28 protein-coding genes are annotated in these 23584 nt (G+C 39.4%); 12 read left to right on the top strand and 16 right to left on the bottom strand.

Features of this window, described 5'->3' with window-relative positions; translation table 11 throughout:
• Positions 1 to 6 precede the first annotated feature (6 nt).
• Together rpsR and rplI are read left to right on the top strand one after the other, a co-directional pair.
• Complete coding sequence (gene rpsR, locus QQS40_RS04570; protein WP_005696867.1) at positions 7 to 237, top strand: 30S ribosomal protein S18; 231 nt, start codon at positions 7 to 9, stop codon at positions 235 to 237.
• Positions 238 to 251: 14 nt separating this feature from the next.
• Positions 252 to 701, top strand: coding sequence for a 50S ribosomal protein L9 (gene rplI, locus QQS40_RS04565; protein ID WP_014064775.1), 450 nt, complete (start codon positions 252 to 254; stop codon positions 699 to 701).
• Positions 702 to 854: 153 nt separating this feature from the next.
• On the opposite strand, the gene frdD is transcribed toward rplI, so the two are convergent.
• Genes frdD through frdA form a run of 4 tightly spaced genes read right to left on the bottom strand, consistent with a single transcriptional unit; the run spans position 855 to position 4194 of the window.
• Positions 855 to 1199 (bottom strand): fumarate reductase subunit FrdD, encoded by a 345-nt coding sequence (gene frdD, locus QQS40_RS04560; protein WP_049356147.1) that lies wholly within the window; start codon positions 1197 to 1199, stop codon positions 855 to 857.
• An 11-nt stretch (positions 1200 to 1210) separates the two neighbouring features.
• Positions 1211 to 1621 carry a fumarate reductase subunit FrdC gene (gene frdC, locus QQS40_RS04555; protein WP_126470358.1) on the bottom strand — a complete coding sequence of 137 codons (411 nt, stop codon included), beginning with the start codon at positions 1619 to 1621 and terminating at the stop codon, positions 1211 to 1213.
• A gap of 10 nt (positions 1622 to 1631) precedes the next feature.
• Entirely contained in the window at positions 1632 to 2402 is a 771-nt protein-coding gene (locus QQS40_RS04550; protein ID WP_005696861.1) for a succinate dehydrogenase/fumarate reductase iron-sulfur subunit, read from the bottom strand.
• On the bottom strand, positions 2395 to 4194 hold the full coding sequence (gene frdA, locus QQS40_RS04545) for a fumarate reductase (quinol) flavoprotein subunit (protein WP_289901633.1): 1800 nt from the start codon (positions 4192 to 4194) through the stop codon (positions 2395 to 2397). The genes QQS40_RS04550 and frdA overlap by 8 nt, the downstream gene beginning before the upstream one ends.
• A gap of 278 nt (positions 4195 to 4472) precedes the next feature.
• Between frdA and epmA the strand changes: the two genes are divergently transcribed.
• Positions 4473 to 5456, top strand: coding sequence for an elongation factor P--(R)-beta-lysine ligase (gene epmA, locus QQS40_RS04540; RefSeq protein WP_297569128.1), 984 nt, complete (start codon positions 4473 to 4475; stop codon positions 5454 to 5456).
• Between the two features lie 301 nt (positions 5457 to 5757).
• Positions 5758 to 6801: a porin gene (locus QQS40_RS04535; protein ID WP_329506412.1), complete on the top strand. Its 1044-nt coding sequence runs from the start codon at positions 5758 to 5760 to the stop codon at positions 6799 to 6801.
• A gap of 219 nt (positions 6802 to 7020) precedes the next feature.
• On the opposite strand, the gene hemH is transcribed toward QQS40_RS04535, so the two are convergent.
• Together hemH and QQS40_RS04525 are read right to left on the bottom strand one after the other, a co-directional pair.
• On the bottom strand, positions 7021 to 7992 hold the full coding sequence (gene hemH, locus QQS40_RS04530; protein ID WP_329506410.1) for a ferrochelatase: 972 nt from the start codon (positions 7990 to 7992) through the stop codon (positions 7021 to 7023).
• A complete protein-coding gene (locus QQS40_RS04525; protein WP_049356160.1) occupies positions 7989 to 8408 on the bottom strand; it encodes a hotdog fold thioesterase in 420 nt (139 codons plus the stop codon). The genes hemH and QQS40_RS04525 overlap by 4 nt, the downstream gene beginning before the upstream one ends.
• 254 nt (positions 8409 to 8662) lie before the next feature.
• Here QQS40_RS04525 and gorA point away from each other — a divergent pair, with 254 nt between their 5' ends.
• From gorA to QQS40_RS04505, 4 genes are all read left to right on the top strand, one after another.
• Complete coding sequence (gene gorA, locus QQS40_RS04520; RefSeq protein ID WP_329506407.1) at positions 8663 to 10033, top strand: glutathione-disulfide reductase; 1371 nt, start codon at positions 8663 to 8665, stop codon at positions 10031 to 10033.
• Between the two features lie 84 nt (positions 10034 to 10117).
• Positions 10118 to 10258, top strand: a complete 141-nt coding sequence (locus QQS40_RS04515) for a hypothetical protein (protein ID WP_329506405.1) — start codon at positions 10118 to 10120, stop codon at positions 10256 to 10258.
• Positions 10245 to 10472 (top strand): hypothetical protein, encoded by a 228-nt coding sequence (locus QQS40_RS04510; RefSeq protein WP_329506404.1) that lies wholly within the window; start codon positions 10245 to 10247, stop codon positions 10470 to 10472. The genes QQS40_RS04515 and QQS40_RS04510 overlap by 14 nt, the downstream gene beginning before the upstream one ends.
• The gene (locus QQS40_RS04505) at positions 10457 to 11278 is read left to right on the top strand and encodes an IS3 family transposase (protein ID WP_329506730.1); all 822 of its coding nucleotides are present in this window, start codon (positions 10457 to 10459) and stop codon (positions 11276 to 11278) included. Before QQS40_RS04510 ends, QQS40_RS04505 begins: the two co-directional genes overlap by 16 nt.
• 70 nt (positions 11279 to 11348) lie before the next feature.
• Here the strand turns inward: QQS40_RS04505 and QQS40_RS04500 are convergent, their stop codons facing one another.
• Both QQS40_RS04500 and folB read right to left on the bottom strand, forming a co-directional pair.
• Positions 11349 to 12176 carry a class II glutamine amidotransferase gene (locus QQS40_RS04500; RefSeq protein WP_297569658.1) on the bottom strand — a complete coding sequence of 276 codons (828 nt, stop codon included), beginning with the start codon at positions 12174 to 12176 and terminating at the stop codon, positions 11349 to 11351.
• Between the two features lie 389 nt (positions 12177 to 12565).
• Positions 12566 to 12922: a dihydroneopterin aldolase gene (gene folB / locus QQS40_RS04495; protein ID WP_297569656.1), complete on the bottom strand. Its 357-nt coding sequence runs from the start codon at positions 12920 to 12922 to the stop codon at positions 12566 to 12568.
• A 97-nt stretch (positions 12923 to 13019) separates the two neighbouring features.
• Here folB and plsY point away from each other — a divergent pair, with 97 nt between their 5' ends.
• Positions 13020 to 13619, top strand: a complete 600-nt coding sequence (gene plsY / locus QQS40_RS04490) for a glycerol-3-phosphate 1-O-acyltransferase PlsY (RefSeq protein WP_014064698.1) — start codon at positions 13020 to 13022, stop codon at positions 13617 to 13619.
• Between the two features lie 49 nt (positions 13620 to 13668).
• On the opposite strand, the gene rpoH is transcribed toward plsY, so the two are convergent.
• The 7 genes from rpoH to QQS40_RS04455 all read right to left on the bottom strand — a co-directional run bounded on the left by rpoH (position 13669) and on the right by QQS40_RS04455 (position 19669).
• Positions 13669 to 14511 carry an RNA polymerase sigma factor RpoH gene (gene rpoH / locus QQS40_RS04485; protein WP_289901644.1) on the bottom strand — a complete coding sequence of 281 codons (843 nt, stop codon included), beginning with the start codon at positions 14509 to 14511 and terminating at the stop codon, positions 13669 to 13671.
• 146 nt (positions 14512 to 14657) lie between these two features.
• Positions 14658 to 14969 (bottom strand): DUF2322 family protein, encoded by a 312-nt coding sequence (locus tag QQS40_RS04480; RefSeq protein WP_289901645.1) that lies wholly within the window; start codon positions 14967 to 14969, stop codon positions 14658 to 14660.
• A gap of 19 nt (positions 14970 to 14988) precedes the next feature.
• Positions 14989 to 16014, bottom strand: a complete 1026-nt coding sequence (murB, locus tag QQS40_RS04475; RefSeq protein ID WP_289901646.1) for a UDP-N-acetylmuramate dehydrogenase — start codon at positions 16012 to 16014, stop codon at positions 14989 to 14991.
• 9 nt (positions 16015 to 16023) lie between these two features.
• Positions 16024 to 17727, bottom strand: coding sequence for a nitrate/nitrite two-component system sensor histidine kinase NarQ (narQ, locus tag QQS40_RS04470; protein WP_289901647.1), 1704 nt, complete (start codon positions 17725 to 17727; stop codon positions 16024 to 16026).
• Between the two features lie 136 nt (positions 17728 to 17863).
• On the bottom strand, positions 17864 to 19078 hold the full coding sequence (locus tag QQS40_RS04465) for an MFS transporter (protein WP_297569652.1): 1215 nt from the start codon (positions 19076 to 19078) through the stop codon (positions 17864 to 17866).
• Between the two features lie 142 nt (positions 19079 to 19220).
• Positions 19221 to 19373: a DUF1232 domain-containing protein gene (locus tag QQS40_RS04460; RefSeq protein WP_005696968.1), complete on the bottom strand. Its 153-nt coding sequence runs from the start codon at positions 19371 to 19373 to the stop codon at positions 19221 to 19223.
• A 35-nt stretch (positions 19374 to 19408) separates the two neighbouring features.
• On the bottom strand, positions 19409 to 19669 hold the full coding sequence (locus QQS40_RS04455) for a YfhL family 4Fe-4S dicluster ferredoxin (protein ID WP_014064693.1): 261 nt from the start codon (positions 19667 to 19669) through the stop codon (positions 19409 to 19411).
• Between the two features lie 75 nt (positions 19670 to 19744).
• Here QQS40_RS04455 and QQS40_RS04450 point away from each other — a divergent pair, with 75 nt between their 5' ends.
• From QQS40_RS04450 to fbaA, 3 genes are all read left to right on the top strand, one after another.
• Complete coding sequence (locus tag QQS40_RS04450) at positions 19745 to 20458, top strand: ribonuclease T2 family protein (RefSeq protein ID WP_289901649.1); 714 nt, start codon at positions 19745 to 19747, stop codon at positions 20456 to 20458.
• A gap of 98 nt (positions 20459 to 20556) precedes the next feature.
• The gene (gene pgk, locus QQS40_RS04445) at positions 20557 to 21717 is read left to right on the top strand and encodes a phosphoglycerate kinase (protein ID WP_329506396.1); all 1161 of its coding nucleotides are present in this window, start codon (positions 20557 to 20559) and stop codon (positions 21715 to 21717) included.
• 92 nt (positions 21718 to 21809) lie between these two features.
• Complete coding sequence (gene fbaA / locus QQS40_RS04440) at positions 21810 to 22889, top strand: class II fructose-bisphosphate aldolase (protein ID WP_329506394.1); 1080 nt, start codon at positions 21810 to 21812, stop codon at positions 22887 to 22889.
• A 283-nt stretch (positions 22890 to 23172) separates the two neighbouring features.
• Here fbaA and QQS40_RS04435 read toward each other — a convergent pair whose 3' ends face one another.
• A complete protein-coding gene (locus QQS40_RS04435) occupies positions 23173 to 23550 on the bottom strand; it encodes a helix-turn-helix domain-containing protein (protein WP_289901651.1) in 378 nt (125 codons plus the stop codon).
• Positions 23551 to 23584 lie beyond the last annotated feature (34 nt).

Here is a 23584-nt window from a genome sequence, read left to right as displayed (position 1 = left end):
AGCCAAATGGCACGTTATTTCCGTCGTCGTAAGTTCTGCCGTTTCACAGCGGAAAATGTTGTTGAAATCGATTACAAAGATATCGCTACATTAAAGAACTACATTTCTGAAAGCGGCAAAATTGTACCAAGCCGCATTACCGGTACTCGTGCGAAGTACCAACGCCAATTAGCACGCGCAATCAAACGCGCTCGTTATTTAGCGTTATTACCTTACTCTGATTCTCATCACAATTAAGAAGGAGTTAGGAAATGCAAGTAATTCTTTTAGATAAAATCGTTCACCTAGGTAACGTAGGTGATCAAGTTAATGTTAAATCTGGTTTCGCTCGTAACTTCTTAATCCCACAAGGTAAAGCAGTTATGGCAACTAAAGCTAACATTGAACACTTTGAAGCACGTCGTGCAGAGTTAGAAGCAGCGGCAGCAGCAAGTTTAGCAGCAGCTCAAGCTCGTGCAGCACAAGTGACTGCATTAGGTTCTGTTACCATCGCATCTAAAGCAGGTGATGAAGGTCGTTTATTCGGCGCAATCACTACTCGTGATGTAGCAGAAGCCGTAACTGCAGCTGGTGTTGAAATTGCGAAAAGCGAAGTTCGTTTACCAAATGGTCCAATCCGTACTCTTGGTGATCACGATGTTCGTTTCCAACTTCACGGTGAAGTATTTGCAACATTAGATGTTATCGTTGTTGCAGAATAATTATCAAAGTTTTTGATAAAAGAAAACCCGACGTAATGTCGGGTTTTTTGTTTTTCTGGATTAAGAAAATATTTTAGTTATGCTTAAAGAATAAAAAAAGTGCGATCATTTTTTTGACCGCACTTTTATTTATCCATTTAGTGTTGTTTTAAATTACAAACCTAATACAGCAAATAACACCCAAATTGTGTAAATCATTGCCAAACCGTAAAAGATAAATCCGCCTGCTGGCACGTGGATTTTAAGATCGTGCATCGCATGATGGATACGGTGTAAACCACACCACATAGGGAAAATTGTTAAAACTAAGATAACTAATTTTCCGATCCAAGAATAAGCGAATGTAATTAAGTTATGTGGATCAATTAATCCGAATGGTAACAATAAACCAAGGATTAAGATTACCACAGGGAAGAAAATCGCACTGACAGTCCCGCCAGCACCAAACATCAACCATACTGGTGGTTCACCAGAGCGTTTTGGATTTTGTTCGACCATTTTTTCTCTCCCTACATATAAACTAAAATTAATGCGATAACACTAATCACAGCTGTAACTGCCCAAAGTGCATTTCTTAACACGTGATGTGGTAAACGCTCATTTTTAACAATGATGTTCATCACTTTTGGTGTCATCACGAAATAAGTTGCTGTGTGATATAAAGTCGCAATTAATGTGATGATATTTAAGAACACCACAATTGGATTTCTTAAGAAGCCGATGAAATCAATAATGCCTAGACCTGGAACAGGATTGCTTGCAAGGCAAAGTACGCCATAAAGCAATACGATACAGAACCATACAGCAAAGATAGAGGTTGCTTCACGCACCATATACGCTTTGTAGAAATCCAATTTTTGCCACCAAGTAGCCGTCATTGGGCGAACATATTTTTTACGTTTACTTACTGTTACTGACATATTCTTCCCCTTAGCCTTTTGGTTTTAGCATTGAGATAACATAATCTTTGGCACTTTCCACTTTGCCTTGGTTGATTGCAGAAGCCGGATCCACGTGTTTTGGACACACTTCAGAACAATAACCCACGAAAGTACAGCTCCAAACACCGTTTTTACCATTTAATAATGGCATACGTTGTGCTTTACCATGGTCACGGTTATCAAGGTTGTAACGGTGTGCCATCGTAATTGCTGCTGGGCCTAAGAATTCAGGATTTAAACCAAATTGCGGACAAGCCGCATAGCATAAACCACAGTTAATACACATTGAGAATTGACGATATTTTTCAAGCTGTGCCGGAGTTTGTTTAGTACGGCTTACTTGCAATTCTTTCGATGGATGTGGTTTACCATCTAATGCTGGTGCTTCGTTACCAATAATATAAGGTTTAATTGCCTCTAAACTTTCGATAAAGTGGCTTAAATCAACCACTAAGTCGCGTTCAATAGGAAAGTTTGCCAATGGTTCAATACGCATGTGGCCACTGTAATCACGTAAGAACGTTTTACAAGCCAATTTTGGTTTGTTATTAACCATCATCCCACAAGAACCGCAGATCGCCATACGGCAAGACCAACGATAAGAAAGAGACGGCTCAAGTTTATCTTTAATGTAACCTAACGCATCTAAAAGAGAGGTTTGGTTATCATAAGGTACTTGATAAGAGCTTAAATGTGGCTCTTGATCGTTTTCTGGGTTGTAGCGTAATACTTCTACAGTCATTACCGGTGAATTAGCCATTTGCTTGCTCCTTAGCTTTCGCAGCCGCTTCTGCCGCTTCTGCTTCAGCACCATAAACACGTTTTGCTGGTTGAGATTTGGTGATTTTCACCGGGCTGTATTCAATACGCGGTGCATCATCGCCATTGTAGTAAGCAAGGGTGTGTTGTAAATAATTCACATCATCACGTTCAGTGTAGTCTAAGCGTTGGTGTGCACCACGAGACTCTTTACGTTCAATTGCAGAGTTTGCAATAGATTGTGCCACATCAAGGATGTAACCTAATTCTACAGTGTAAAGCACATCGGTATTGAATACGCTTGAACGGTCTGCAACACGAATACGCTTATAACGTTCTTTAAGCTCAGCAATTTTATCTACTGCTTTTTGCATGCTTTCTTGGTCACGGTAGATACCACAACCTTCTTCCATAACGGTACCCATTTCGTCACGGATTTCAGACCAAGATTCGTTACCTTCTTGGTTATAAAGTGCTTCAAGGCGAGCTACAACATCTTGAGCTTGCGCATCAACTGCTGCACGGTTTGCAGGTTGTGCTTCCGCTGCGCGTTGTGCGGCATATTCACCTGCAACACGGCCTAAAACCACTAATTCTGCAAGCGAGTTAGAACCTAAACGGTTTGCGCCATGTAAACCAGAAGACGCACATTCACCCACAGCAAATAAACCTTTAATGCGAGTTTCGCTGTTGTAATCCACTTCAATACCACCCATGGTGTAGTGAACAACAGGACGTACAGGGATTGGTTCATTAACTGGGTTTACACCTTCATAAGCACTGGCTAATTCACAAATGAATGGAAGACGTTCATGTAAGTATTTTTCCCCTAAGTGACGTAAGTCAAGATGAACTACATCGACGCCTTTTGCAGTTTTTAAGGTGTTGCCTTTTTTCCATTCTTGCCAGAATGCTTGTGAAACTTTATCACGTGGACCAAGTTCCATATATTTGTTTTCAGGTTTACCGATTGGGGTTTCAGGACCTAGACCATAATCTTGTAAATAACGGTAGCCGTTTTTGTTCACTAAGATACCGCCTTCACCACGACAACCTTCAGTCATTAAGATACCGGTATTCGGTAAGCCGGTTGGGTGATATTGGACGAATTCCATATCACGAAGAGGAACACCATGACGATATGCCATTGATAAACCATCACCAGTTACGATACCGCCGTTGGTGTTGAATTTAAATGCACGACAGCCACCACCAGTTGCAATCACAACCGCATTTGCGTTGATTTGAACAAGTGTACCTTCCATCATATTCATCGCAACCATACCACGAGCATGACCATCATCAACTAAGATGTCTAAAACGAAGTGCTCGTCAAAGCGTTGAATTTGTGGATATTGAATGGATGTTTGGAAAAGAGTATGTAATAAGTGGAAACCGGTTTTATCTGCTGCGAACCAAGTACGTTCGATTTTCATCCCACCGAAACGACGCACGTTTACATCACCATCGGCTTTACGGCTCCAAGGGCAGCCCCAACGTTCAAGTTGAGTCATTTCCACCGGAGAATGTTCAACGAAATATTCCACCACATCTTGTTCACATAACCAGTCACCACCGGCAACGGTATCGTGGAAGTGTTTATCGTAGGAATCTTCCTCTTTAATTACTGCGGCCGCACCACCTTCTGCAGCAACCGTATGGCTACGCATAGGATAAACTTTAGAAACTAATGCGATCTTTAAGTTAGGGTTTGCTTCTGCTGCTGCAATTGCTGCACGTAAACCGCCGCCACCGGCACCAACAATAGCAATATCGACATTAACCGTTTGCACGATATCCTCCAATTAAAAGTAAAAAAATGAAACGCCCTAATAAAAGCAATAGGGAACATACTACCATTCTGCCATTTTTGTTTACAAATTAGTAACCTTTTTTCCTGAATAAACGGATAAAATACTAAAAGTGTGATCTAACTCAAAAAAGTTAGTTTTTATATATTTTGGGATGATAACTGTTTTCGTTTATAAACCATTCAATTGGATTATTGAGTTAAAAATCGCTCTTGTTTACAATAATATCATTCCTCTTAGTGCCAAAAATGGAGAAAAAAATGACCGCACTTAGCGATAAACAAACACTATGGCAACCTTCTGCTCCAATAAAAAATTTACTGGCTCGTGCAAAAATTATTGCTGATATTCGCGAGTTCTTTACTGATCGTGGATTATTAGAGGTAGAAACACCTGTTTTAAGCGAATTTGGCGTAACCGATCTCCATCTTTCCACCTTTAATACCGAATTTATTGCACCTTTTGGCGAATTATCAAAAACACTCTGGCTTTCCACTAGTCCGGAATATCACATGAAACGTTTACTGGCTGCTGGCAGTGGGCCAATTTTTCAAATTAGTAAAGTATTCCGTAATGAGGAGGCTGGCAATCGGCATAATCCAGAATTTACCATGCTTGAATGGTATAGACCGTACTTTGATATGTATCGTCTGATGAATGAAGTGGATGATTTATTACAACAAATTCTTGATTGTAAACCCGCAGAAACCTTAAGTTATCAGTTCGTATTTCAAGAATATGTAGGATTAGACCCACTTTCTGCAACTCGTCAAGAATTAGTTGAAGCAGCTCGTAAACACCATTTCATGGCAGATGAAAATGAAGACAGGGACACATTATTACAATTTTTATTCAGCGAAGTGGTAGAACCTAACATCGGGCAAGAAGCACCTGTTGCTGTATATCATTTTCCCTCTTCACAAGCTGCACTTGCACAACTTAGTCCAGAAGATAGTCGTGTGGCAGAACGCTTTGAGTTTTATTATAAAGGATTAGAATTAGCAAATGGTTTTCACGAGTTAACTGATGCCCGTGAACAACAACACCGCTTTGAGCAAGATAACCGCCTACGCGAAAAAGCAGGCTTACCACAACATGAAATCGATCATCGCTTCCTGGCGGCATTACAAGCAGGGATTCCCAATACATCAGGCGTGGCTTTAGGTGTCGATCGTTTAATTATGATTGCATTAGGTGCTAAAAGTATTAAAGAGGTGATTTCATTTTCAGTGGAGTGCGCTTAACGCTATCAAATACCCATTATTTCTTCGACACTTAGGCGATTATAAAGAATAAATAAAACAAGAAATCGATCTGGCCGAATATTTAAAATGTCAGCAAGTCAATTTGGGATTGATTAAAAAACAAACTTTATTGTTTGAAAAATGTGATCTTGATCAGATTTTAGTAAATTGGTGTAGATCCTCCCATTGACACCATAACTTTATTTTGTAATATTTGTGGCGTCTATTTCGGAGATTGAACTTTTTATGAAAAATTGCTTCAATCAAAAATCGTAGAGCATAACCCAAAGGAATAACAATTATGAAAAAGACACTAGCAGCATTAATTGTTTCTGCATTTGCCGCTTCAGCAGCAAACGCAGCAGTAGTTTACGACAACGAAGGTACTAAAGTTGAATTAAATGGTTCTCTTCGTTTAATCATGGAAAAGGCGGATAAAAAACAGTACAACGCCGCTGGTCAATCAACTAAAAAAGCTAACTCTGCTTTACGTAATGCAGGCTCACGTTTCGGCATCACTGTAAAACATAACTTAGATAACGATTTCTATGCATTAGGTCGTTTAGAATTCCGTTTTGATGATACTGATTCTCGTGATAAATTTGGTAGACTTTACGCTAAACGTGCTTACGTAGGTTTAGGTAGCAAAGCGACAGGTGACATCACATTTGGTCGTCAAGTAACTATCGCAGATGAGTTAGTACAAGCGAATGACTATGAATACGGTTTCATTCCAAAAGAAGAATATATCCCAAAAGATGGTACTGGCGTAGTTCGTTATGACTATAAAGGTATTGAAGGTTTACAATTAAGTGCAAACTATAACTTTGGTCAAAAAAATAATGAAAAAGGCAAAGCACTTGATCCAGCTATCAAAAATGCATTTGGTTTCGGTGCATTATACACAGCGGGTGATTTAGATGCGCGTTTCGCTTATGGCCACACTAGCTTTGAAACTGATGCGTCATATAAACACCGTTTAGATGGTTTTTTAGCATCATTAGGTTATAAATTTGGCGACTTCACATTAACTGGTGACTTCGCTTATGGTCATGAAAAATTTGATGATGAAAAAACAAACAAATTCTATGTGTCTCCTGGTTTCGCATATCAGGTTGTGCCAGCGTCTAAAGTGTATGGTAACTACCTATACGAACGTGTGAAAGGTGACGTTAATAAAGATAAAACTCACGGTTTCTTACTTGGTGCAGACTACAAACTTCATAAACAAGTCGTAGTGTTCTTAGAAGGTAAATACGTAACAACTAAATCTTACACTAATGATACTTATACTGGTAAAGTTAAAGACAGAGCTATCGGTGTAGGTATGCGTGTATACTTCTAATCTTTGATTAGAAAGAAATCTTAAAAGGCGAATCGAAAGGTTCGCCTTTTTATTTATCTTTTTAAATCTCCCCAAACCCTCTTTACAAAAGAGGGGCTTTTTTATGAGTTACTTTTAATATTTTAGGGAGTATTTGAGAGAGCTAAGAACGGAAAGCATTTATTTGCCAATAAAATACCCCCCCCCTCTTTCGCAAAGAGGGGGCTAGGGGGAGATTAACTACTTCAACTTATCCAAAATCAGTTCTCCCATCATTTCAATATGGGCTTTTTCTGCATTCAACGCAGGGATATAGTGATAAGACACACCACCATGATTTAAGAATGTTTCTTTATTTTCAACCTCAATTTCTTCTAAGGTTTCTAAGCAATCCACCGAGAAGCCAGGGCAAATCACCACGATTTTTTGAATCCCTTGAGAAGCAGCTTCTTCCAAGAAATGATCGGTATAAGGTTGTAACCATTCTTCACGACCAAAACGAGATTGGAACGTCATATTCCATTGGTTTTCGGTTAAACCGAGCTTATCCACAATCGCAATCGTAGTTTGTTTGCAATGCTGACGATAATAATCCCCCATATTCTCATAACGCAATGGAATGCCATGATAAGAAAAAAGCAAAAATTCATCCGATTTTAACCGCACTTTGATAGAATCCACCAACGCATTAATGTAGTTTTTATCAAGATGATAAGAATGAATAAACTCAAAAGGCATAATATCGCGTTCTTGTGCAATCGCACGATTGAATGCATCGATTAATGCACCTGTTGTGGTGCTGGAATATTGTGGATAAAGTGGTAGTACAATCATGCGTTCTACATCATTTTTGAGTAAATTTTTGACCGCACTTTGCATCGAAGGATTGCCGTAAGTCATGGCAATTTCGACTTGTGCATTGATGCCTTGTTCAGTCAAATAAGCTTGTAAACCTGTTTGTTGTTGCTTTGTAATAGCGAGCAGCGGAGAGCCTTGAGCGGTCCAAATAGCTTGATAATTTTGTGCAATACGTTTAGAACGCATCGGTAAAATAATAGTTTTTAAAAGGGGATACCATTTCCAACGGGGTAAATCGACCACTCGAGGATCTGTGAGAAATTCCCATAAATAACGTGAAATTGCTTTGGCGTTAGGTTCATCCGGCGTACCAAGATTGGCTAAGATAACACCGATTTTTTGAGTTTTATTCATAAATGTTTAATAGAAAGCGTTAATCGAGAAACGCAACAAAGTTTATCTTGTTCATCACGAATGTCAATTTGCCATACATGGATATTTTTACTTAAACTAATAGGGATTGCCTTAGCAATCACAAAACCTTGTTTTACTGAATGGAGGTGATTCGCATTAATGTCTAAGCCGACAACTATTTGTCCCTCTTCTACACAGAGAAATCCTGCCAGAGATCCAATAGTTTCGGCCAAGGCAACAGATATGCCCCCATGTAGCAAACCAAAAGGCTGTATTGTGCGATGATCTACAGGCATTTTGGCCTCAATCCAGTTTTCTCCAACCGCATAAACCTCAATACCTAAATGTTCTATAGCACAGTTTTTACTCATTTCATTAAGTTGATTGAGTGTGAATGTCTTTTTCCAGATCGCCATGTAGGTTATTCCTTAGATAGGCTGATTAATTTTTGAGTTTTTTATCTTTTAAGATAATTCAATGCGGTTTATTTGCTAGAGTGCAAGTCAGCATTATAACGAAAATCTACTTTGTATGTTGAAATTTATGCTGAAAACGATCAATCCTCCCCTTTTTCATATAGACAATTCCAATTACATCAATTTATAGCTTTCTTCCTCACTTTTAGGCAAAATAGGAGAAAATTTAAGTAAGTAAAAAAAGGATTATTACAATGATTAAACATTACGATTATATTGCGATTGGTGGCGGTTCTGGCGGGATTGCCTCAATTAACCGTGCAGCAAGCTACGGTAAAAAATGTGCCATTATCGAAGCAAAACACCTCGGTGGCACTTGTGTGAACGTAGGTTGTGTACCGAAAAAAGTGATGTTTTATGGCGCACAAATTGCAGAAGCCATTAACAGCTATGCACCCGCTTATGGTTTTGATGTCGAAGTGAAAAACTTTGATTACGCGAAATTAGTTGAGAGTCGTCAAGCTTATATCGGTCGTATTCATACCTCTTACAATAATGTATTAGCAAAAAATAATGTGGATGTTCTAAATGGTTTTGCTCGCTTTAAAGATGCGAAAACGATTGAAGTAAGCTATGCAGATGGTTCAACAGAATTAGTGACAGCGGATCATATTTTAATTGCTACAGGTGGTCGTCCAAGTATTCCTGCGGTAAAAGGTGCAGAATACGGGATTGATTCAAATGGTGTATTTGCTTTAAATGAATTACCAAAACGTGTTGCAGTGGTTGGTGCGGGTTATATTGCTGTTGAATTAGCGGGTGTTTTAAATAGCTTAGGCAGCGAAACCCATTTATTTGTGCGCCAACACGCCCCATTGCGTCATCAGGATCCATTAATTGTAGAGACATTAGTTGAAGTGTTAGCACAAGATGGAATTCAATTACATACCAAAGCGTTGCCTGAAGAAGTCGTAAAAAATGCCGATGGTTCACTTACCTTGAAATTACAAGATGGTCGTGAAACCACGGTAGATACGTTAATTTGGGCGATTGGTCGTGAACCGGCAACGGATGTGATTAATCTTGAAGTAACAGGGGTGAAAACCAACTCACGCGGACAAATTATTGTCGATAAATACCAAAATACAAACGTGCCTGGTATTTATGCTGTGGGAGATATTATCGAAGGTGGTATTGAATTAACACCCGTTGCCGTAGCAGCAGGTCGTCGCTTATCTGAGCGTTTATTTAATAATAAACCGACTGAACATTTAGATTATAACTTAGTGCCAACTGTGGTATTCAGCCATCCGCCAATTGGTGCGGTGGGTTTAACTGAACCGCAAGCGATTGAGCAATATGGTGAAGAAAATGTGAAAGTGTATAAATCCTCTTTCACGGCAATGTACACCGCTGTCACTGAACATCGCCAACCTTGCCGAATGAAGTTAGTTTGTGTTGGCAAAGAAGAGAAAATTGTGGGCTTACACGGTATTGGTTTTGGTGTGGATGAAATGATTCAAGGTTTTGCTGTGGCAATCAAAATGGGCGCAACGAAAGCAGACTTTGATAATACCGTAGCGATTCACCCAACAGGTTCTGAAGAATTTGTGACAATGCGTTAATTGCTGATAAAGAAAGTGCGGTCAAAATGATCTGCACCCCAAAAGTTGGACTCAACAAACCAACAATTGAGGTGCAGATTTTTTATGGGTAAACACTACACAATCGAATTCAAATTACAGGTTCTTCAACCTATTCTGAATCGAAAAATGAGTATCAGAGAAGCCGCGCGTTTTTTACAATATTTCTTCCAACGCCCTAATCGGGATATGGTTGAAACAGTTTGAAAAAAGTGGCATAAAGGGACTTATTCCCCGTAAACCATCAGGACGACCGCCTATGAAACCTAAATATGCCAGAATGCCACCGCCACCCAAAACTGAAGAAGACCGTTTACGCCTGAGAATTTTACAGCTTGAAGCGGAGGTAGCCTACCTAAAGGAGTTGAGAAGGCTCAGACTTCAGGACGAAGCCGAGCAACGGAAATTATCCAAAGGTTAAGAACACGCTATCCGTTAAAATGGCTTTTAGGCTTTGCACAGTTAGCGCGTAGTACGTTTTTTGCGAAACTTCAGATTAAACTGGATAAGGATGAGGAGCTGAAAAAGGCCATTAAACGCATCAAAGCCAATCATCCTGATTATGGCTACCGACGTGTTCATGCCAGCTTGCCAGGCGTGAATCATAAAAAAGTTCAACGTTTAATGCAGACACTTGGACTTCAAGTGCGGTCAAGAAAAAGCAAGAAATTTACCACCTATCGAGGCACGATAGGGGTAATTGCACCGAATCATCTTGAACGCGATTTTAGTGCAACGGCCCCGAAACAAAAATGGGTGACCGATATCACCGAGTTTAAGGCGAAAGATGGGAGTAAAGTCTATTTATCTCCAATTTTAGACTTATTTAACAATGAGATAGTCTCCTATAATCTCAGCTATTCCCCAAATTGGGCGCAAGTAGAGGACATGTTAATGCAAGCCGTCAAAGGATTAAATAAAGCTTGTGGTGTCATTTTACATTCAGACCAGGGATGGCAATATCAAATGGTAGCTTATCGTCGAATTTTAGCTGAACATGGCATCATTCAAAGTATGTCGAGAAAAGGGAATTGCTTAGATAATGCCGCAATGGAAAGTTTCTTTGGACGATTAAAAACAGAATGTTTTTATGGTCGGGAATTTAAAACAAAAGAAGAGATAGTTGATGCCGTCAGGGATTATTTGGATTACTATAATCATCGACGGATTCAACTAAAATTAAAAGGACTGAGTCCGATACAATATCGAAAACAATCCTTTGAATAACAGTCTAACTTTTTGGGGTCAGATCAAAATCTCTGATGTTTTTGACCGCACTTTTTATTGTGATTTGTTATTAGGCTGCTGCGCGATTGCCTAATGTACCATCATCTTCCATTTCTTTAGCTACACCGACGACCTCAGCAATTTTATCCCCTTCTTTGAAGAAGACGAAACCACCATGTTCCATTTTGACCCAAGGCTCATCTTTAGTGAGTGGAAAAGTCGTAATGATTGTGACTTTGTCGCCATCTTTTGCATAATCATTAAAATCGATGACGCCATCATCATCAATGCGGTGCGCTTTACCAAAAGGGGCTTTACGTGTTAAGTAATGCAAATTGGTTGAGCAGTGGGCGATCATCCATTCTCCATTTGAAAGAATGAAATTAAAGGTGCCTTTTTCTGAGAGTGCTTTAGCAATATCTTGAATCGCGTTAAAAATTTCCATTTCAGACGGTTTACGACGGAAACGATTTTTCAAATATTCCGCCATATAACAAAATGCGGCTTCTGAATCAGTTGAACCAATAGGCTGACAGAAACTCTCAGACATGTCTGGTAATTCTTTTAAATTACCATTGTGAGCAAACACCCAGTTTTCGCCCCAGATTTCACGAATAAAGGGATGGGTGTTTTCAATGGTGACCCCTCCTTGTGTTGCTTTACGAATGTGGGCGATCACGTTCAGTGATTTAATATTGTATTGTTTTACACAATCCGCAATCGGGGATTGTGATGCTGCGTGGTTATCGCGAAAAATACGCACTCCACGACCTTCAAAAAAAGCAATACCGAAGCCATCCGAATGACAATCAGTAAGACCAGCACGACGACGGAAACCTTCAAAAGAAAAAACAATATCCGTCGGTGTATTACAATTCATTCCGAGTAATTGGCACATAAATTCCTACAACTTATTTTTATCATTTTATACCCTTATAATATGTGCTGATTTAACACCATAATACATTGAAATTCAAGAGAGGTAATAAAGGATTTTTAGACTAAAAAGTTACATAAAATAACCTTGAGCTTTTATACGCTAGAAAGGCATGACAGCTTAAGCCAGACTAACAATGTCATAATTTTGATAACGCATTAGTTTATCTATCTATTAGAATTAATTCTTGTCATTATTTCGAAACTAAAAACATATATTCAGGAATGACTATGTAAGAATTTACTTGAGTTAAAAGTGGAACTGGCGCATATTATTTCACTGTAAAAAACACCTTGAAAATTAATCGCACTTTGGTTTGAGATTTCCAAAGTGCGGTCAATTTTCAGTGATTATTTCAACTCGCCTCGTTCTACAATAATCCCCACATTACTTGCTTGAGCAACGGCTTTCGGTTTGCTTAATTTGAGGCGTAACCATGAAATACCAAAACGTTGTTGTAATTGATCTGCTACTTCATAAGCCACTCGCTCAATCAATAAAAATGGCTTAGCTTGCACATAATCTAAAATAAATTGGCTCACTTCGGCATAATTGAGACAGTATTGCACATTATCCGTTTCTGCGGCTTTTTGACAATCCCATGCCATTTCCAAATCAAAAACAAGCTTTTGTTTAATTTGTTGTTCCCAGTCATACACACCGATTTGTGCGAAGACCACTAATTCTTCAATAAAAATACGATCCATCTCTCATTCCTGTAAAAATATAGTGGGCTTATGCTATCAAGTTTGGTTAAAATAACGAACAAGTTTTTCAAATACAATCAAGATTGTGGAGCACAAAATGAGCCTATTTGCCCTTTTTTATATGATTTTTGCTTATTTACTGGGTTCGATTTCCAGTGCAATTTTGATTTGTAAGGTTGCAGGCTTGCCTGACCCGCGAAAAAATGGCTCTCATAACCCTGGTGCGACCAATGTATTACGTATTGGCGGACGTTGGGCGGCGCTTGCGGTATTAATTTGCGATATTTTAAAAGGGATGTTACCTGTTTGGGCGGGTTATTATTTAGGGCTTACGCAATTTGAATTAGGCATGGTTGCATTAGGGGCTTGCTTGGGGCACATCTTCCCTATTTTCTTTCAGTTTAAAGGCGGGAAAGGTGTAGCGACTGCATTCGGTGCCATAGCACCCATCTCTTGGGGCGTCGCCGGCTCAACACTAGGTACGTGGTTGTTAGTCTTCTTAATTAGTCGCTATTCTTCATTAAGTGCGGTTATCACTGCACTTCTCGTGCCATTTTATGTTTGGTGGCTTAAACCGGAATTTACCTTCCCCGTTGCCTTAGTTTGCTGTTTGCTGATTTATCGTCACCACGACAATATTCAGCGCTTATGGCGAGGCCAAGAAGATAAAATGTGGGGGAAATCCAAGAAGAAATAAATAAAAAAACCTGTCGATAATCGACAGGTTTTCTTTTTATCAAAATGGCTTAGAAATCTACCGCACTTTTAAGTTTTTTCAGTGCGTTCGCTTCAAGCTGACGAATACGTTCTGCAGACACATTATATTTTGCAGCAAGATCATGAAGTGTGGCTTTATCATCATCTAACCAACGTGCTTTGATAATATCTTGGCTACGTTCGTCAAGATTAGCTAAGGCTGTACCTAACTTTTCTGTAGCTTGTTCTTCAAAGTTTTCGCTTTCAAGTTCTGCCGCAAAGTTTGAGCTTTTATCTTCTAAATATAAAGAAGGTGCATAAGCTTCGTCATCATCGTCTGTTGGCAAATCAAAGCCTACATCGGCCCCTGTCATGCGGGATTCCATTTCGATGACATCTTCTTTTGACACGCCAAGCTCATTCGCCACCATATCCACTTCGTTTTCATTGAACCAACCTAAACGTTGTTTGGTTTTACGTAGGTTAAAGAACAATTTACGTTGTGCTTTCGTAGTAGCGACTTTCACAATACGCCAGTTGCGAAGGACATATTCATGGATTTCAGCTTTGATCCAATGCACCGCAAAAGATACAAGACGAACACCTACTTCCGGATTAAAACGTTTTACCGCTTTCATTAATCCGATATTACCTTCTTGAATTAAATCTGCTTGCGGTAATCCATAACCTGAATAACCACGCGCAACATGAATAACAAAACGTAAGTGTGATAAAACTAACTTTTTCGCTGCTTCAATATCACCGCCATAATACAAACGTTCTGCTAAGCTTTTTTCTTCCTCTGCAGTCAGCATCGGATATTCGTTTGCTGCTCGAATATAACCTTCGATGCTACCTTGAGGTACTAACATCATTTGAGTTTCTTTATTCATTCTTCTCCTCACAGCATGCGGAGCAACGCCCCGATTCATTACTTATTTGTTATTGTATAACAACTATTGTCATTATACCTCAATTTGTTTTATTTGACAGTTTTTAACGATTAAAAGTTCAAATTAATCACTAAAAATTTTCCAAATTAATTTAATGGCACAAGTGAATAAACTACATCCTCTGCCACAACCTTAAACAATAGATCAATATTAGGGTGTTTTCCAGGATTTTGTTTGGCATCTTCAACATGCTCTGCAAACCATTCAATGCCTTGCTGCGCTGAAGGGCGGTCTAATTTTCCATTAAATTTTTCAGCCAGTGCATTATAAAGACGAAGCGAGCCAAGTTTGCCTGGTGCAGCAGGAATATGATGAATCACGGTTTCACCGTTTAATACATCTAAACCCGTTAAATGATCAATGCTTGGTAAAGTCTCTAAAATGTCTTTAAAGTTCATGATTGCTTTCCTCTATAAATTAACTAATGGCTTGCTCTGAATTCATTTCGCCATTCGCGCCCATAAAGCGCACTTCTGGCTGTAAATACACACCAAATTTATCTGCCACGGTTTGACGGATATGATGTGCTAACTTAACCACATCATGCCCAGTGGCATTGCCTTTATTAATCAGCACTAAAGCTTGTTGTTGATGAATCGCTGCGCCACCGATTTGAAATCCTTTTAAATGGCATTGATCGATTAACCAACCTGCTGCCAGTTTCACTGAACCATCCGGTTGTGGAAAGTGCGGTAGATTTTCGACCTGTTTTTGGATTTTCGCAAATTGTTCTGCACTTACCACAGGATTTTTGAAGAAACTGCCCGCATTACCAAATTCTTTTGGATCGGGCAATTTGCTGCGGCGAATATGGCACACTTCATCAAACACTTGTTTTGCCGTTACAGTTTGAGGATCAAAATTCACTAATGAGCCATATTTTAAAATTGGTTGCCAATTTTTGGCTAATTTCAATCCAACCGCTGTAATCACATAACCTTGTGCATAGCGATGTTTGAAAATACTTTCACGATAACCAAATTCACATTCACTCGCCTGTAAACGGAATTGTTCGTCCGTGTTGAGATTCAATACATCCACGTAATCGCACACATCTTTAAATTCTACGCCATACGCGCCAATATTTTGAATCGGTGCTGAGCCGGCACAGCCGGGAATGAGTGCGAGATTTTCTAAGCCGTCAACCCCTTGTGAAAGCGACCATTCCACTAACTGATGCCAATTTTCGCCACCATTAACATGCAAATAATGGTAATTGCTATCTTCTGTATGTTGAATACCCGATAAACGGTTAACAATTACAACACCTTGGAAATCTTCTAAAAACAGCATATTGCTGCCTTGTCCTAAAAATAAGACAGGTAGATTTTCAGCTTGCGCTTTTTGCCAAGCTTGTTGGATTTGTTCAATCGATGTGGCTTCAATAATTTCACGCGCATTTGCTGGAATATTGAAGGTGTGAAACGGCTGTAAACTTTGCATTAACTTTCCTTAAAAAAGTGTGTGAGGAAGCGTGATTTTCACGATAGTACCGCCTTGCTCCCCTTTTGAAATACTGAACTGAGCATTTAATTGTCGACTGCGCTCAGTCATGATATTTAAACCATAATGTCCGTCTGGCTCGTCTAATGTAGGTATCCCTACGCCATTATCTTGTACGAGGATTTCGTATTCGCCCTCAGCATTAATATGGGCTTTTACTTCTATACGTGTGCCTTTGGAGTGTTTCATCGCATTTAACGTTGCTTCACGTACAATTTGCAGAACGTGCACTAATTCTTGTGGATTTAAACTTTGTGAGGGCAAACTACATTCTACGGTCATTTGCATCTTCGTTTGTGAGCGCAAACTTTCGATAACTTGTTCCAAGGCAACCTGTAAGTTGGCTTCTTGCACCGTTAAACGGAAGGTCGCCAATAATTCTCGTAATTGAGAATAACCATCTGATAAGGCTTGTTCAAATTCACCAATGATGGCAATGCTTTTCTCTTTTGATTCCTCGTCTTCTTTCTTCAAATTATGCTTTAACAGCGTTAATTGAATTTGTAAGAAAGACAGCACTTGTGCCAACGAGTCATGTAATTCCCTTGCAATGATTGACCGCTCTTCCATCAATAAGAGTTGCTCTTGCTGGCGTTGCGTTTTGTGTGAATACAAGGCTTTTGCCACCATTTGCCCTAAGTTTTTCATCATGCGAGGATCAGGGCAAGGCAAACCGGCTTGCCACGAGAGCACCGCTAAGTTTTCATTTTCAATGGAAAGCTCTTCGACTTGAAGTGATTGTTTAGGATCTTTTTGTCCAAAGGAAATTTCCCAATGTTCTGCACCTAGAATTTCTAACTCAATGTAGCGTAAATGTTCGCTAACACGAATATGATTGAGCACTTGACTGAGAATTTTATCATTAATCTTTGTTGGCGTAAGTAACTGAGAGCTTTGATAAAGTGTTGTTAAAGAGCGATTGGTTTGACGCAACTTTTGCGTTTGCTCATTTACCGCATCTTCTAAACGGGAATAAAGCCGCCCTAACTCTGATGACATTTGGGTAAACACTTTCGCCAAAACACCAAGCTCATTACCACTTTCTGTATCAAGCTGGATATGGTTAAACTGCCTCATTTGCACTTGCATACTGGCTTTCGTCATTAACTCTAGAGGCTTAACAACCTCTTTCTTTAAATACCAAATTACGTAAGAAACCATCACAACAATCAGCAACATAGAGAAGCAAAGTACTGAAACCGCAATGATCCATTTTTGTTCCGAAAAACGTTGAAGCTCTAAAACAAAATCGTCCACATCTTGCACATAACTTTTTAATTCTGCATAGTATTTTTCTACCTGTTGTAAATGAGCAAGATCAGACATCATCACCCAACGTTTAAGAATTTTCTGATAGGATTCTTGCACTTCAGAAGGCACAAACAATTGTTGTTGTACATTGCGTAAGGCCTTAGCATTGAGACTATGTTGGTAGCGCACTAAATTCTGTTCAACCGTATCTGGCGACCGCTCCATTTCCGTCAATATGCGATAACTTTGCATACGTAGAGAACCGGAAATATTAATGGCTTCCGCGTCCGATTTATTACTGGCCATCACGATCAAACTCAATGAGCTAATAATGCCCATGAAGATAATGACCACAAATAAATATTTAGCAATACGGGTAGAAACTGAACGTTTAGCGTACACGGTAATTCTTTAAAACAGGGGAAAAATGCCCATAGTTTAGCACAAAGTGCGGTTGAAATTGGCTGATTTTTCATAAATAAAAAAACATCGGTTTTAACCCCGATGTTTTCAAAAACTTGATTTTTTTTGACTGCACTTAGCTCAATTCTTTGCCTTTTAATTCGGGCACTAAGAAGACTGTCGCTACCATGTCGATGACATAAATCACCGCCAAGAAAGCAATCGCAATGCTGAATGAATACGCAGAGACAATCGCTCCGACAACAACCGGTCCGAAACCACCTACGGCACGACCTAAGTTAAACAACACATTTTGTGCCGTTGCACGTGCTTCTGTCGGATAAGCTTCTGCCATTAATGCGCCATAACCGCCCATCATGCCGTTCACAAACATCCCCAAGAATGCACCGGCCACCAACATAGCGGTTGGTTCGGTTAATTGAGAGTAAGTGATAATGCTGATCACCGCACCAAGTTGGAACAATAAGAAACTTGGTTTACGCCCGATTCTATCGGCTAGACGACCAAAAATCCAAATCCCTGCCATCATGCCGCATACCGTAACAGCCGTCCATAAACCTGATTTTGTTAAACTAAAACCAAGTTGTTTAGATAAGAAGTTTGGCATCCAAATCATAATACCGTAGTAACCGAAGTTTTGTACGGAAGTTAACACCACCACACCAAGGCTCACTTTTGTGGTTGCTTTATCTTTCACTAAGAGTTTGAAAGATTCCAGTTTAGATATTTTTTGGGTTGAAAGTTCAGTCTGTTTTTGCGAAAAAATTTCAGGTTCATGTAAGCGTACTCGTAAATACCAAGCAACAAATGCAGGGAAAATACCAACAACGAACATGCCACGCCAGCCGATATGTGGAAGCAATACAGGGGTGAGTAATGCCGCCGCTAACACACCAACTTGCCAACCTAACGCCACATAAGACGCGGCTTTTGCACGGTGTTTTGCGGGCCAAGCTTCAATAGCTAATGCCATACCGATACCAAATTCACCACCCAAACCGATCCCCGCGATGGTGCGATAAATTAATAAATCCCAATAGCCTTGTGCGATTGCACATAAACCGGTAAATACGGCGAAGAGGACGATTGTCCAAGTTAGTACACGTACACGCCCATAACGATCGCTTAATGCACCAAATACAATACCACCCACCACAGCACCAATAAGAGTCCAGGTAACTAATGAGCCAGATTGTGCGGGAGTTAAATTAAGATCGGCCGAAATGGCACTAAGCATAAATCCAAGAATAAGAAGATCGAATCCATCCATCGCGTAGCCGACAGCTGATCCAACCAAGGCTTTCCAGCCATATTGATTGACGTTTGTCATGATTGAGATTCCTTTTGCTACTCACGGGTAGCGTTTAAAGTGAAATGATGAGGGAAGAAATTTTCCGATGCGTAGTTTAGAGAAATTGACGGAATTTTGCAAGAATGAGAAAAACAAAGTGCGGTTGATTTTATTCAAGTTTTTATTTTTTCAATAAAATTCGAATTAATAAGGCAATGGCTGCCGCATCATCGACTAAACCTAATGGGCCAAGCACCGCTTCAGGCAAAATATCAATGGGACTGAACAGATAAATCAGAATGATGGCGATTTTGATTAACTTCGTTTTATTCATAGTCATTGGACGAAAAGAAAAAGATCAGGTAAATTCTACAACTTATCCGAATGGTGAATCATCACAAAACGTTCCCAAAGCTGCTCTTCGCTTTCTTGATGCTCAGGATCTGGCTTGATGCAGTTGGTAATCGGGCAAACTTTTTGGCAGGTTGGCGTGTCATAATGACCAACACATTCCGTACAAAGTACAGGATCGATCACATAGATCTCCTCGCCGATTGAAATTGCTTCATTCGGACATTCGGGGAGACACATATCGCAGTTTGTGCATTTATTTGTGATCAGTAACGCCATACCATTCCTTTATATGAGAAAGCGGCGAATTATAGCCGACAAAAGCAAAATTGACAAAATTTAAACAGGATTTTTATGAAAAAACAGGTTTCCACTCTTTCCCTTATTGCCCTTGCTGCATTTAGCATTTGGCAATATTTTACTGAACACAAAAAAGATACAAAACCAGCCCCAACAACCACACAACAACAAAGCCAAAGTGCGATCAAAAATACCAAAGATTTTGGGAATTATGATGTCATCATGCGTGATGATGCTATTGGGCAAAATAAAAATGCCCCAGTTGATTACTATATGTTGGCCTTATCTTGGTCGCCGGCATTCTGTGAAAAACAACGTGCGCAATATGGCAATAATTTACCTGATTCAGCGCAATATCAATGTAGTACAAAAAATCAATTTGGCTGGGTAGTGCATGGATTATGGCCGCAAAATGCGAATGCACGCTCTGTTACGGATCACCCTCGTTTTTGTAATGGTGATTTATCGCCACTTCCAATTGAAACGTTCGAGCCTTACCTTTCAATCTCGCCAGGCGCAAAATTGTTGCAAGGCGAATGGGAAAAACACGGTAGCTGTGCGTTTGATTCAGCAGAAGCTTATTTCAAACAAGAGAAAGCATTATTTGAATCGCTTTCTTTGCCAAACGAACAATTAAGCCGTAAAGAATTATTTCAATGGATGAAGCAAAATAATCCGCAATTAAAAGGCGCTTATTTAGGGGCGAGCCATAACGAATTATTTATTTGCTACGATCGCCGATGGCAAGTAATCGATTGCCCTAAATAAGCATAATTCACTTTTTTATTTGATCTACATCGTTACAACCTAGTAAGAACTAGGTATAATGTCCCCGTTTAATTTTAACTAACCCAAGAGGAAAGCTTATGTCAGTAATCAAAATGACCGACTTAGATTTAAAAGGTAAACGTGTATTTATTCGCGCAGACTTAAACGTACCGGTAAAAGATGGCAAAGTGACATCTGATGCGCGTATTCGTGCGACTATCCCGACGTTAAAACTGGCTTTAGAGAAAGGCGCAAAAGTGATGGTTACCTCTCACTTAGGTCGTCCAACTGAAGGCGAATTCAAACCTGAAGATTCTTTACAACCGGTTGTTGATTACTTAAAAGACGCAGGTTTCAATGTGCGTTTAGTGCAAGACTACTTAAACGGTGTGGATGTTAAAGAAGGCGAAATCGTTGTTTTAGAAAACGTTCGCGTGAACAAAGGTGAGAAGAAAAACGATCCTGAATTAGGTAAAAAATATGCCGCACTTTGTGATGTATTCGTGATGGATGCATTCGGTACGGCTCACCGTGCGCAAGCATCAACTTACGGCGTAGCAGAGTTTGCACCGGTTGCTTGTGCAGGTCCATTATTAGCGGCTGAGTTAGATGCATTAGGTAAAGCACTAAAAGAACCTGCTCGTCCAATGGTCGCGATCGTAGGCGGTTCTAAAGTTTCCACTAAATTAGAAGTATTAAATTCTCTTTCAAAAATTGCTGACCAAATTATCGTGGGTGGTGGTATTGCAAATACGTTCATTGCAGCAGCGGGCCACAATGTGGGTAAATCATTATATGAAGCAGATTTAATCCCTGTAGCAAAAGAATTAGCCGCAAGCACAGATATTCCTGTTCCGGTTGATGTACGTGTTGGTACTGAATTCTCTGAAACTGCACCTGCAACAGAAAAATCAGTGACTGAAGTAAAAGATGACGAATCTATCTTCGATATCGGTGATAAATCTGCTAAACAATTAGCTGAAATCATCAAAAATGCAAAAACCATTTTATGGAATGGCCCAGTTGGCGTGTTTGAATTCCCTAACTTCCGTAAAGGGACTGAAATCATTTCTCACTCGATTGCAAACAGCGATGCATTCTCTATCGCAGGTGGCGGTGATACTTTAGCAGCTATCGATTTATTCGGTATTGCAGATAAAATCTCTTATATCTCTACCGGTGGCGGTGCATTCTTAGAATTCGTTGAAGGTAAAGTATTACCAGCAGTAGAAATTCTTGAAAAACGTGCGAACGGTTAATTAAATGGCTTCTATCCCCTCTGCACAGAGGGGATAAATATTGATTTTTCAAACGGAGGAATGAATCCTCCAAAACAAAAGGAAACACAACTATGGCTAAATTATTAGATATCGTAAAACCAGGTGTAGTAACAGGTGAAGATGTACAAAAAATCTTTGCTTATGCCAAAGCAAACAACTTCGCAATCCCTGCAGTGAACTGCGTGGGCTCTGACTCCGTAAATGCGGTATTGGAAACCGCTGCACATGTAAAAGCGCCAGTAATTATCCAATTCTCAAACGGTGGTGCAGCTTTCTACGCAGGTAAAGGTATCAAACCAACCACCGGGGCACGTCCAGATGTTTTAGGTGCGATCGCAGGTGCGAAACACGTTCATACTTTAGCCAAAGAATATGGTGTACCCGTTATTCTTCATACTGACCACGCGGCGAAAAAATTACTTCCATGGATCGATGGCTTACTTGAAGCGGGTGAGAAACACTTTGCAGAAACTGGTCGTCCATTATTCTCTTCTCACATGCTTGACTTATCTGAAGAGCCAATGGAAGAAAACATGGCAATCTGCCGTGAATACCTTGCTCGTATGGACAAGTTAGGTATGACCCTTGAAATCGAAATCGGTATTACCGGTGGTGAAGAAGATGGCGTAGATAACTCAGATGTCGATGAATCTCGTTTATATACTCAACCATCTGATGTGCTTTATGTTTACGACCAATTAAACCCTGTAAGCCCTAACTTTACCGTTGCAGCAGCATTCGGTAACGTACACGGTGTTTACAAACCAGGTAACGTAAAATTAAAACCATCTATTTTAGGTGCATCACAAGAGTTCGTTGCAAAAGAACGCAACCTTCCTGCTAAACCAATTAACTTCGTTTTCCACGGTGGTTCGGGTTCTAGTCGCGAAGAAATCCGTGAAGCAATTAGTTATGGTGCAATCAAAATGAACATTGATACAGATACTCAATGGGCATCTTGGAATGGTATTTTGAACTTCTATAAAGCAAATGAAGCTTATCTTCAAGGTCAATTAGGTAACCCAGAAGGCCCAGATGCGCCAAACAAAAAATACTACGATCCACGTGTTTGGTTACGTAAAATGGAAGAATCTATGTCTAAACGCTTAGAACAATCTTTCGAAGACTTAAACTGCGTTGATGTTTTATAATCCTGTAAATTATATTTAAATATTAAGGCTAAATTCTAATAGAATTTAGCCTTTTATTTTAATTTAGGAATTAATCTTCGAATTTATTAAATATCAGTAATGGATTAACGCTTCTATATTGAATTCTACTAACTAATACACAATATTATTTTTATCATGTCTTTATTTTTATTGTTTAACAGAAAATAAATTTAATGGAACCTATAAAGATAGCTTGATTATAGCAAGTATTTTATTGATTCTTTTATTTTTAAATATAGTTTCTTAACACAAGGAGATGAGGCTATGGGTAGGTTCTAAGAAGTGCTTGCATCAAATTGAGAATTAAATACTTATGCTCATTATTTAATTGAAGGAAACTCTCTAAACCTTGTTTTTCAATAAGTGATTGTGCATTTAAAGTGGTATTACTTGCCCCGGTCTTTAACCATTCTGCAGAAACATTTAACCAATCGGCAAGTACTTGGATTTTGTCAAAAGAAGGGATTGATTGACCATTTAGCCATTTATAAATTGCTTGGGGTGTGACAGACCCTGAAACATAACGTAAGTTAAATTCCCTCTCAATGTCTGATACTTTAAATGTACCGTAAGAAGCGGCTTCAAGAGCAACTCGTAACCGTTGGCTAAAAAGTGCTTTTTCATCAAATATTTTCTGCATTTAATAATTATAACGATAACCCAAATAATAAATT

This window comes from Haemophilus parainfluenzae (assembly GCF_036288925.1).
Classification (GTDB): domain Bacteria; phylum Pseudomonadota; class Gammaproteobacteria; order Enterobacterales; family Pasteurellaceae; genus Haemophilus_D.
The sequence above is the reverse complement of the archived record's forward strand: the minus strand, read 5'-3'. Positions and strand labels throughout refer to the sequence as shown.

Bases quoted from the DNA above. Each gene is read 5' to 3' on its own strand.
- rpsR (WP_005696867.1), top strand. From the start codon at position 7: ATGGCACGTTATTTCCGTCGTCGTAAGTTCTGCCGTTTCACAGCGGAA.
- rplI (WP_014064775.1), top strand. From the start codon at position 252: ATGCAAGTAATTCTTTTAGATAAAATCGTTCACCTAGGTAACGTAGGT.
- frdD (WP_049356147.1), bottom strand. From the start codon at position 1,199: ATGGTCGAACAAAATCCAAAACGCTCTGGTGAACCACCAGTATGGTTG.
- frdC (WP_126470358.1), bottom strand. From the start codon at position 1,621: ATGTCAGTAACAGTAAGTAAACGTAAAAAATATGTTCGCCCAATGACG.
- QQS40_RS04550 (WP_005696861.1), bottom strand. From the start codon at position 2,402: ATGGCTAATTCACCGGTAATGACTGTAGAAGTATTACGCTACAACCCA.
- epmA (WP_297569128.1), top strand. From the start codon at position 4,473: ATGACCGCACTTAGCGATAAACAAACACTATGGCAACCTTCTGCTCCA.
- QQS40_RS04535 (WP_329506412.1), top strand. From the start codon at position 5,758: ATGAAAAAGACACTAGCAGCATTAATTGTTTCTGCATTTGCCGCTTCA.
- hemH (WP_329506410.1), bottom strand. From the start codon at position 7,992: ATGAATAAAACTCAAAAAATCGGTGTTATCTTAGCCAATCTTGGTACG.
- QQS40_RS04525 (WP_049356160.1), bottom strand. From the start codon at position 8,408: ATGGCGATCTGGAAAAAGACATTCACACTCAATCAACTTAATGAAATG.
- gorA (WP_329506407.1), top strand. From the start codon at position 8,663: ATGATTAAACATTACGATTATATTGCGATTGGTGGCGGTTCTGGCGGG.
- QQS40_RS04515 (WP_329506405.1), top strand. From the start codon at position 10,118: ATGGGTAAACACTACACAATCGAATTCAAATTACAGGTTCTTCAACCT.
- QQS40_RS04500 (WP_297569658.1), bottom strand. From the start codon at position 12,176: ATGTGCCAATTACTCGGAATGAATTGTAATACACCGACGGATATTGTT.
- folB (WP_297569656.1), bottom strand. From the start codon at position 12,922: ATGGATCGTATTTTTATTGAAGAATTAGTGGTCTTCGCACAAATCGGT.
- plsY (WP_014064698.1), top strand. From the start codon at position 13,020: ATGAGCCTATTTGCCCTTTTTTATATGATTTTTGCTTATTTACTGGGT.
- rpoH (WP_289901644.1), bottom strand. From the start codon at position 14,511: ATGAATAAAGAAACTCAAATGATGTTAGTACCTCAAGGTAGCATCGAA.
- QQS40_RS04480 (WP_289901645.1), bottom strand. From the start codon at position 14,969: ATGAACTTTAAAGACATTTTAGAGACTTTACCAAGCATTGATCATTTA.
- murB (WP_289901646.1), bottom strand. From the start codon at position 16,014: ATGCAAAGTTTACAGCCGTTTCACACCTTCAATATTCCAGCAAATGCG.
- QQS40_RS04465 (WP_297569652.1), bottom strand. From the start codon at position 19,078: ATGACAAACGTCAATCAATATGGCTGGAAAGCCTTGGTTGGATCAGCT.
- QQS40_RS04460 (WP_005696968.1), bottom strand. From the start codon at position 19,373: ATGAATAAAACGAAGTTAATCAAAATCGCCATCATTCTGATTTATCTG.
- QQS40_RS04455 (WP_014064693.1), bottom strand. From the start codon at position 19,669: ATGGCGTTACTGATCACAAATAAATGCACAAACTGCGATATGTGTCTC.
- QQS40_RS04450 (WP_289901649.1), top strand. From the start codon at position 19,745: ATGAAAAAACAGGTTTCCACTCTTTCCCTTATTGCCCTTGCTGCATTT.
- pgk (WP_329506396.1), top strand. From the start codon at position 20,557: ATGTCAGTAATCAAAATGACCGACTTAGATTTAAAAGGTAAACGTGTA.
- fbaA (WP_329506394.1), top strand. From the start codon at position 21,810: ATGGCTAAATTATTAGATATCGTAAAACCAGGTGTAGTAACAGGTGAA.
- QQS40_RS04435 (WP_289901651.1), bottom strand. From the start codon at position 23,550: ATGCAGAAAATATTTGATGAAAAAGCACTTTTTAGCCAACGGTTACGA.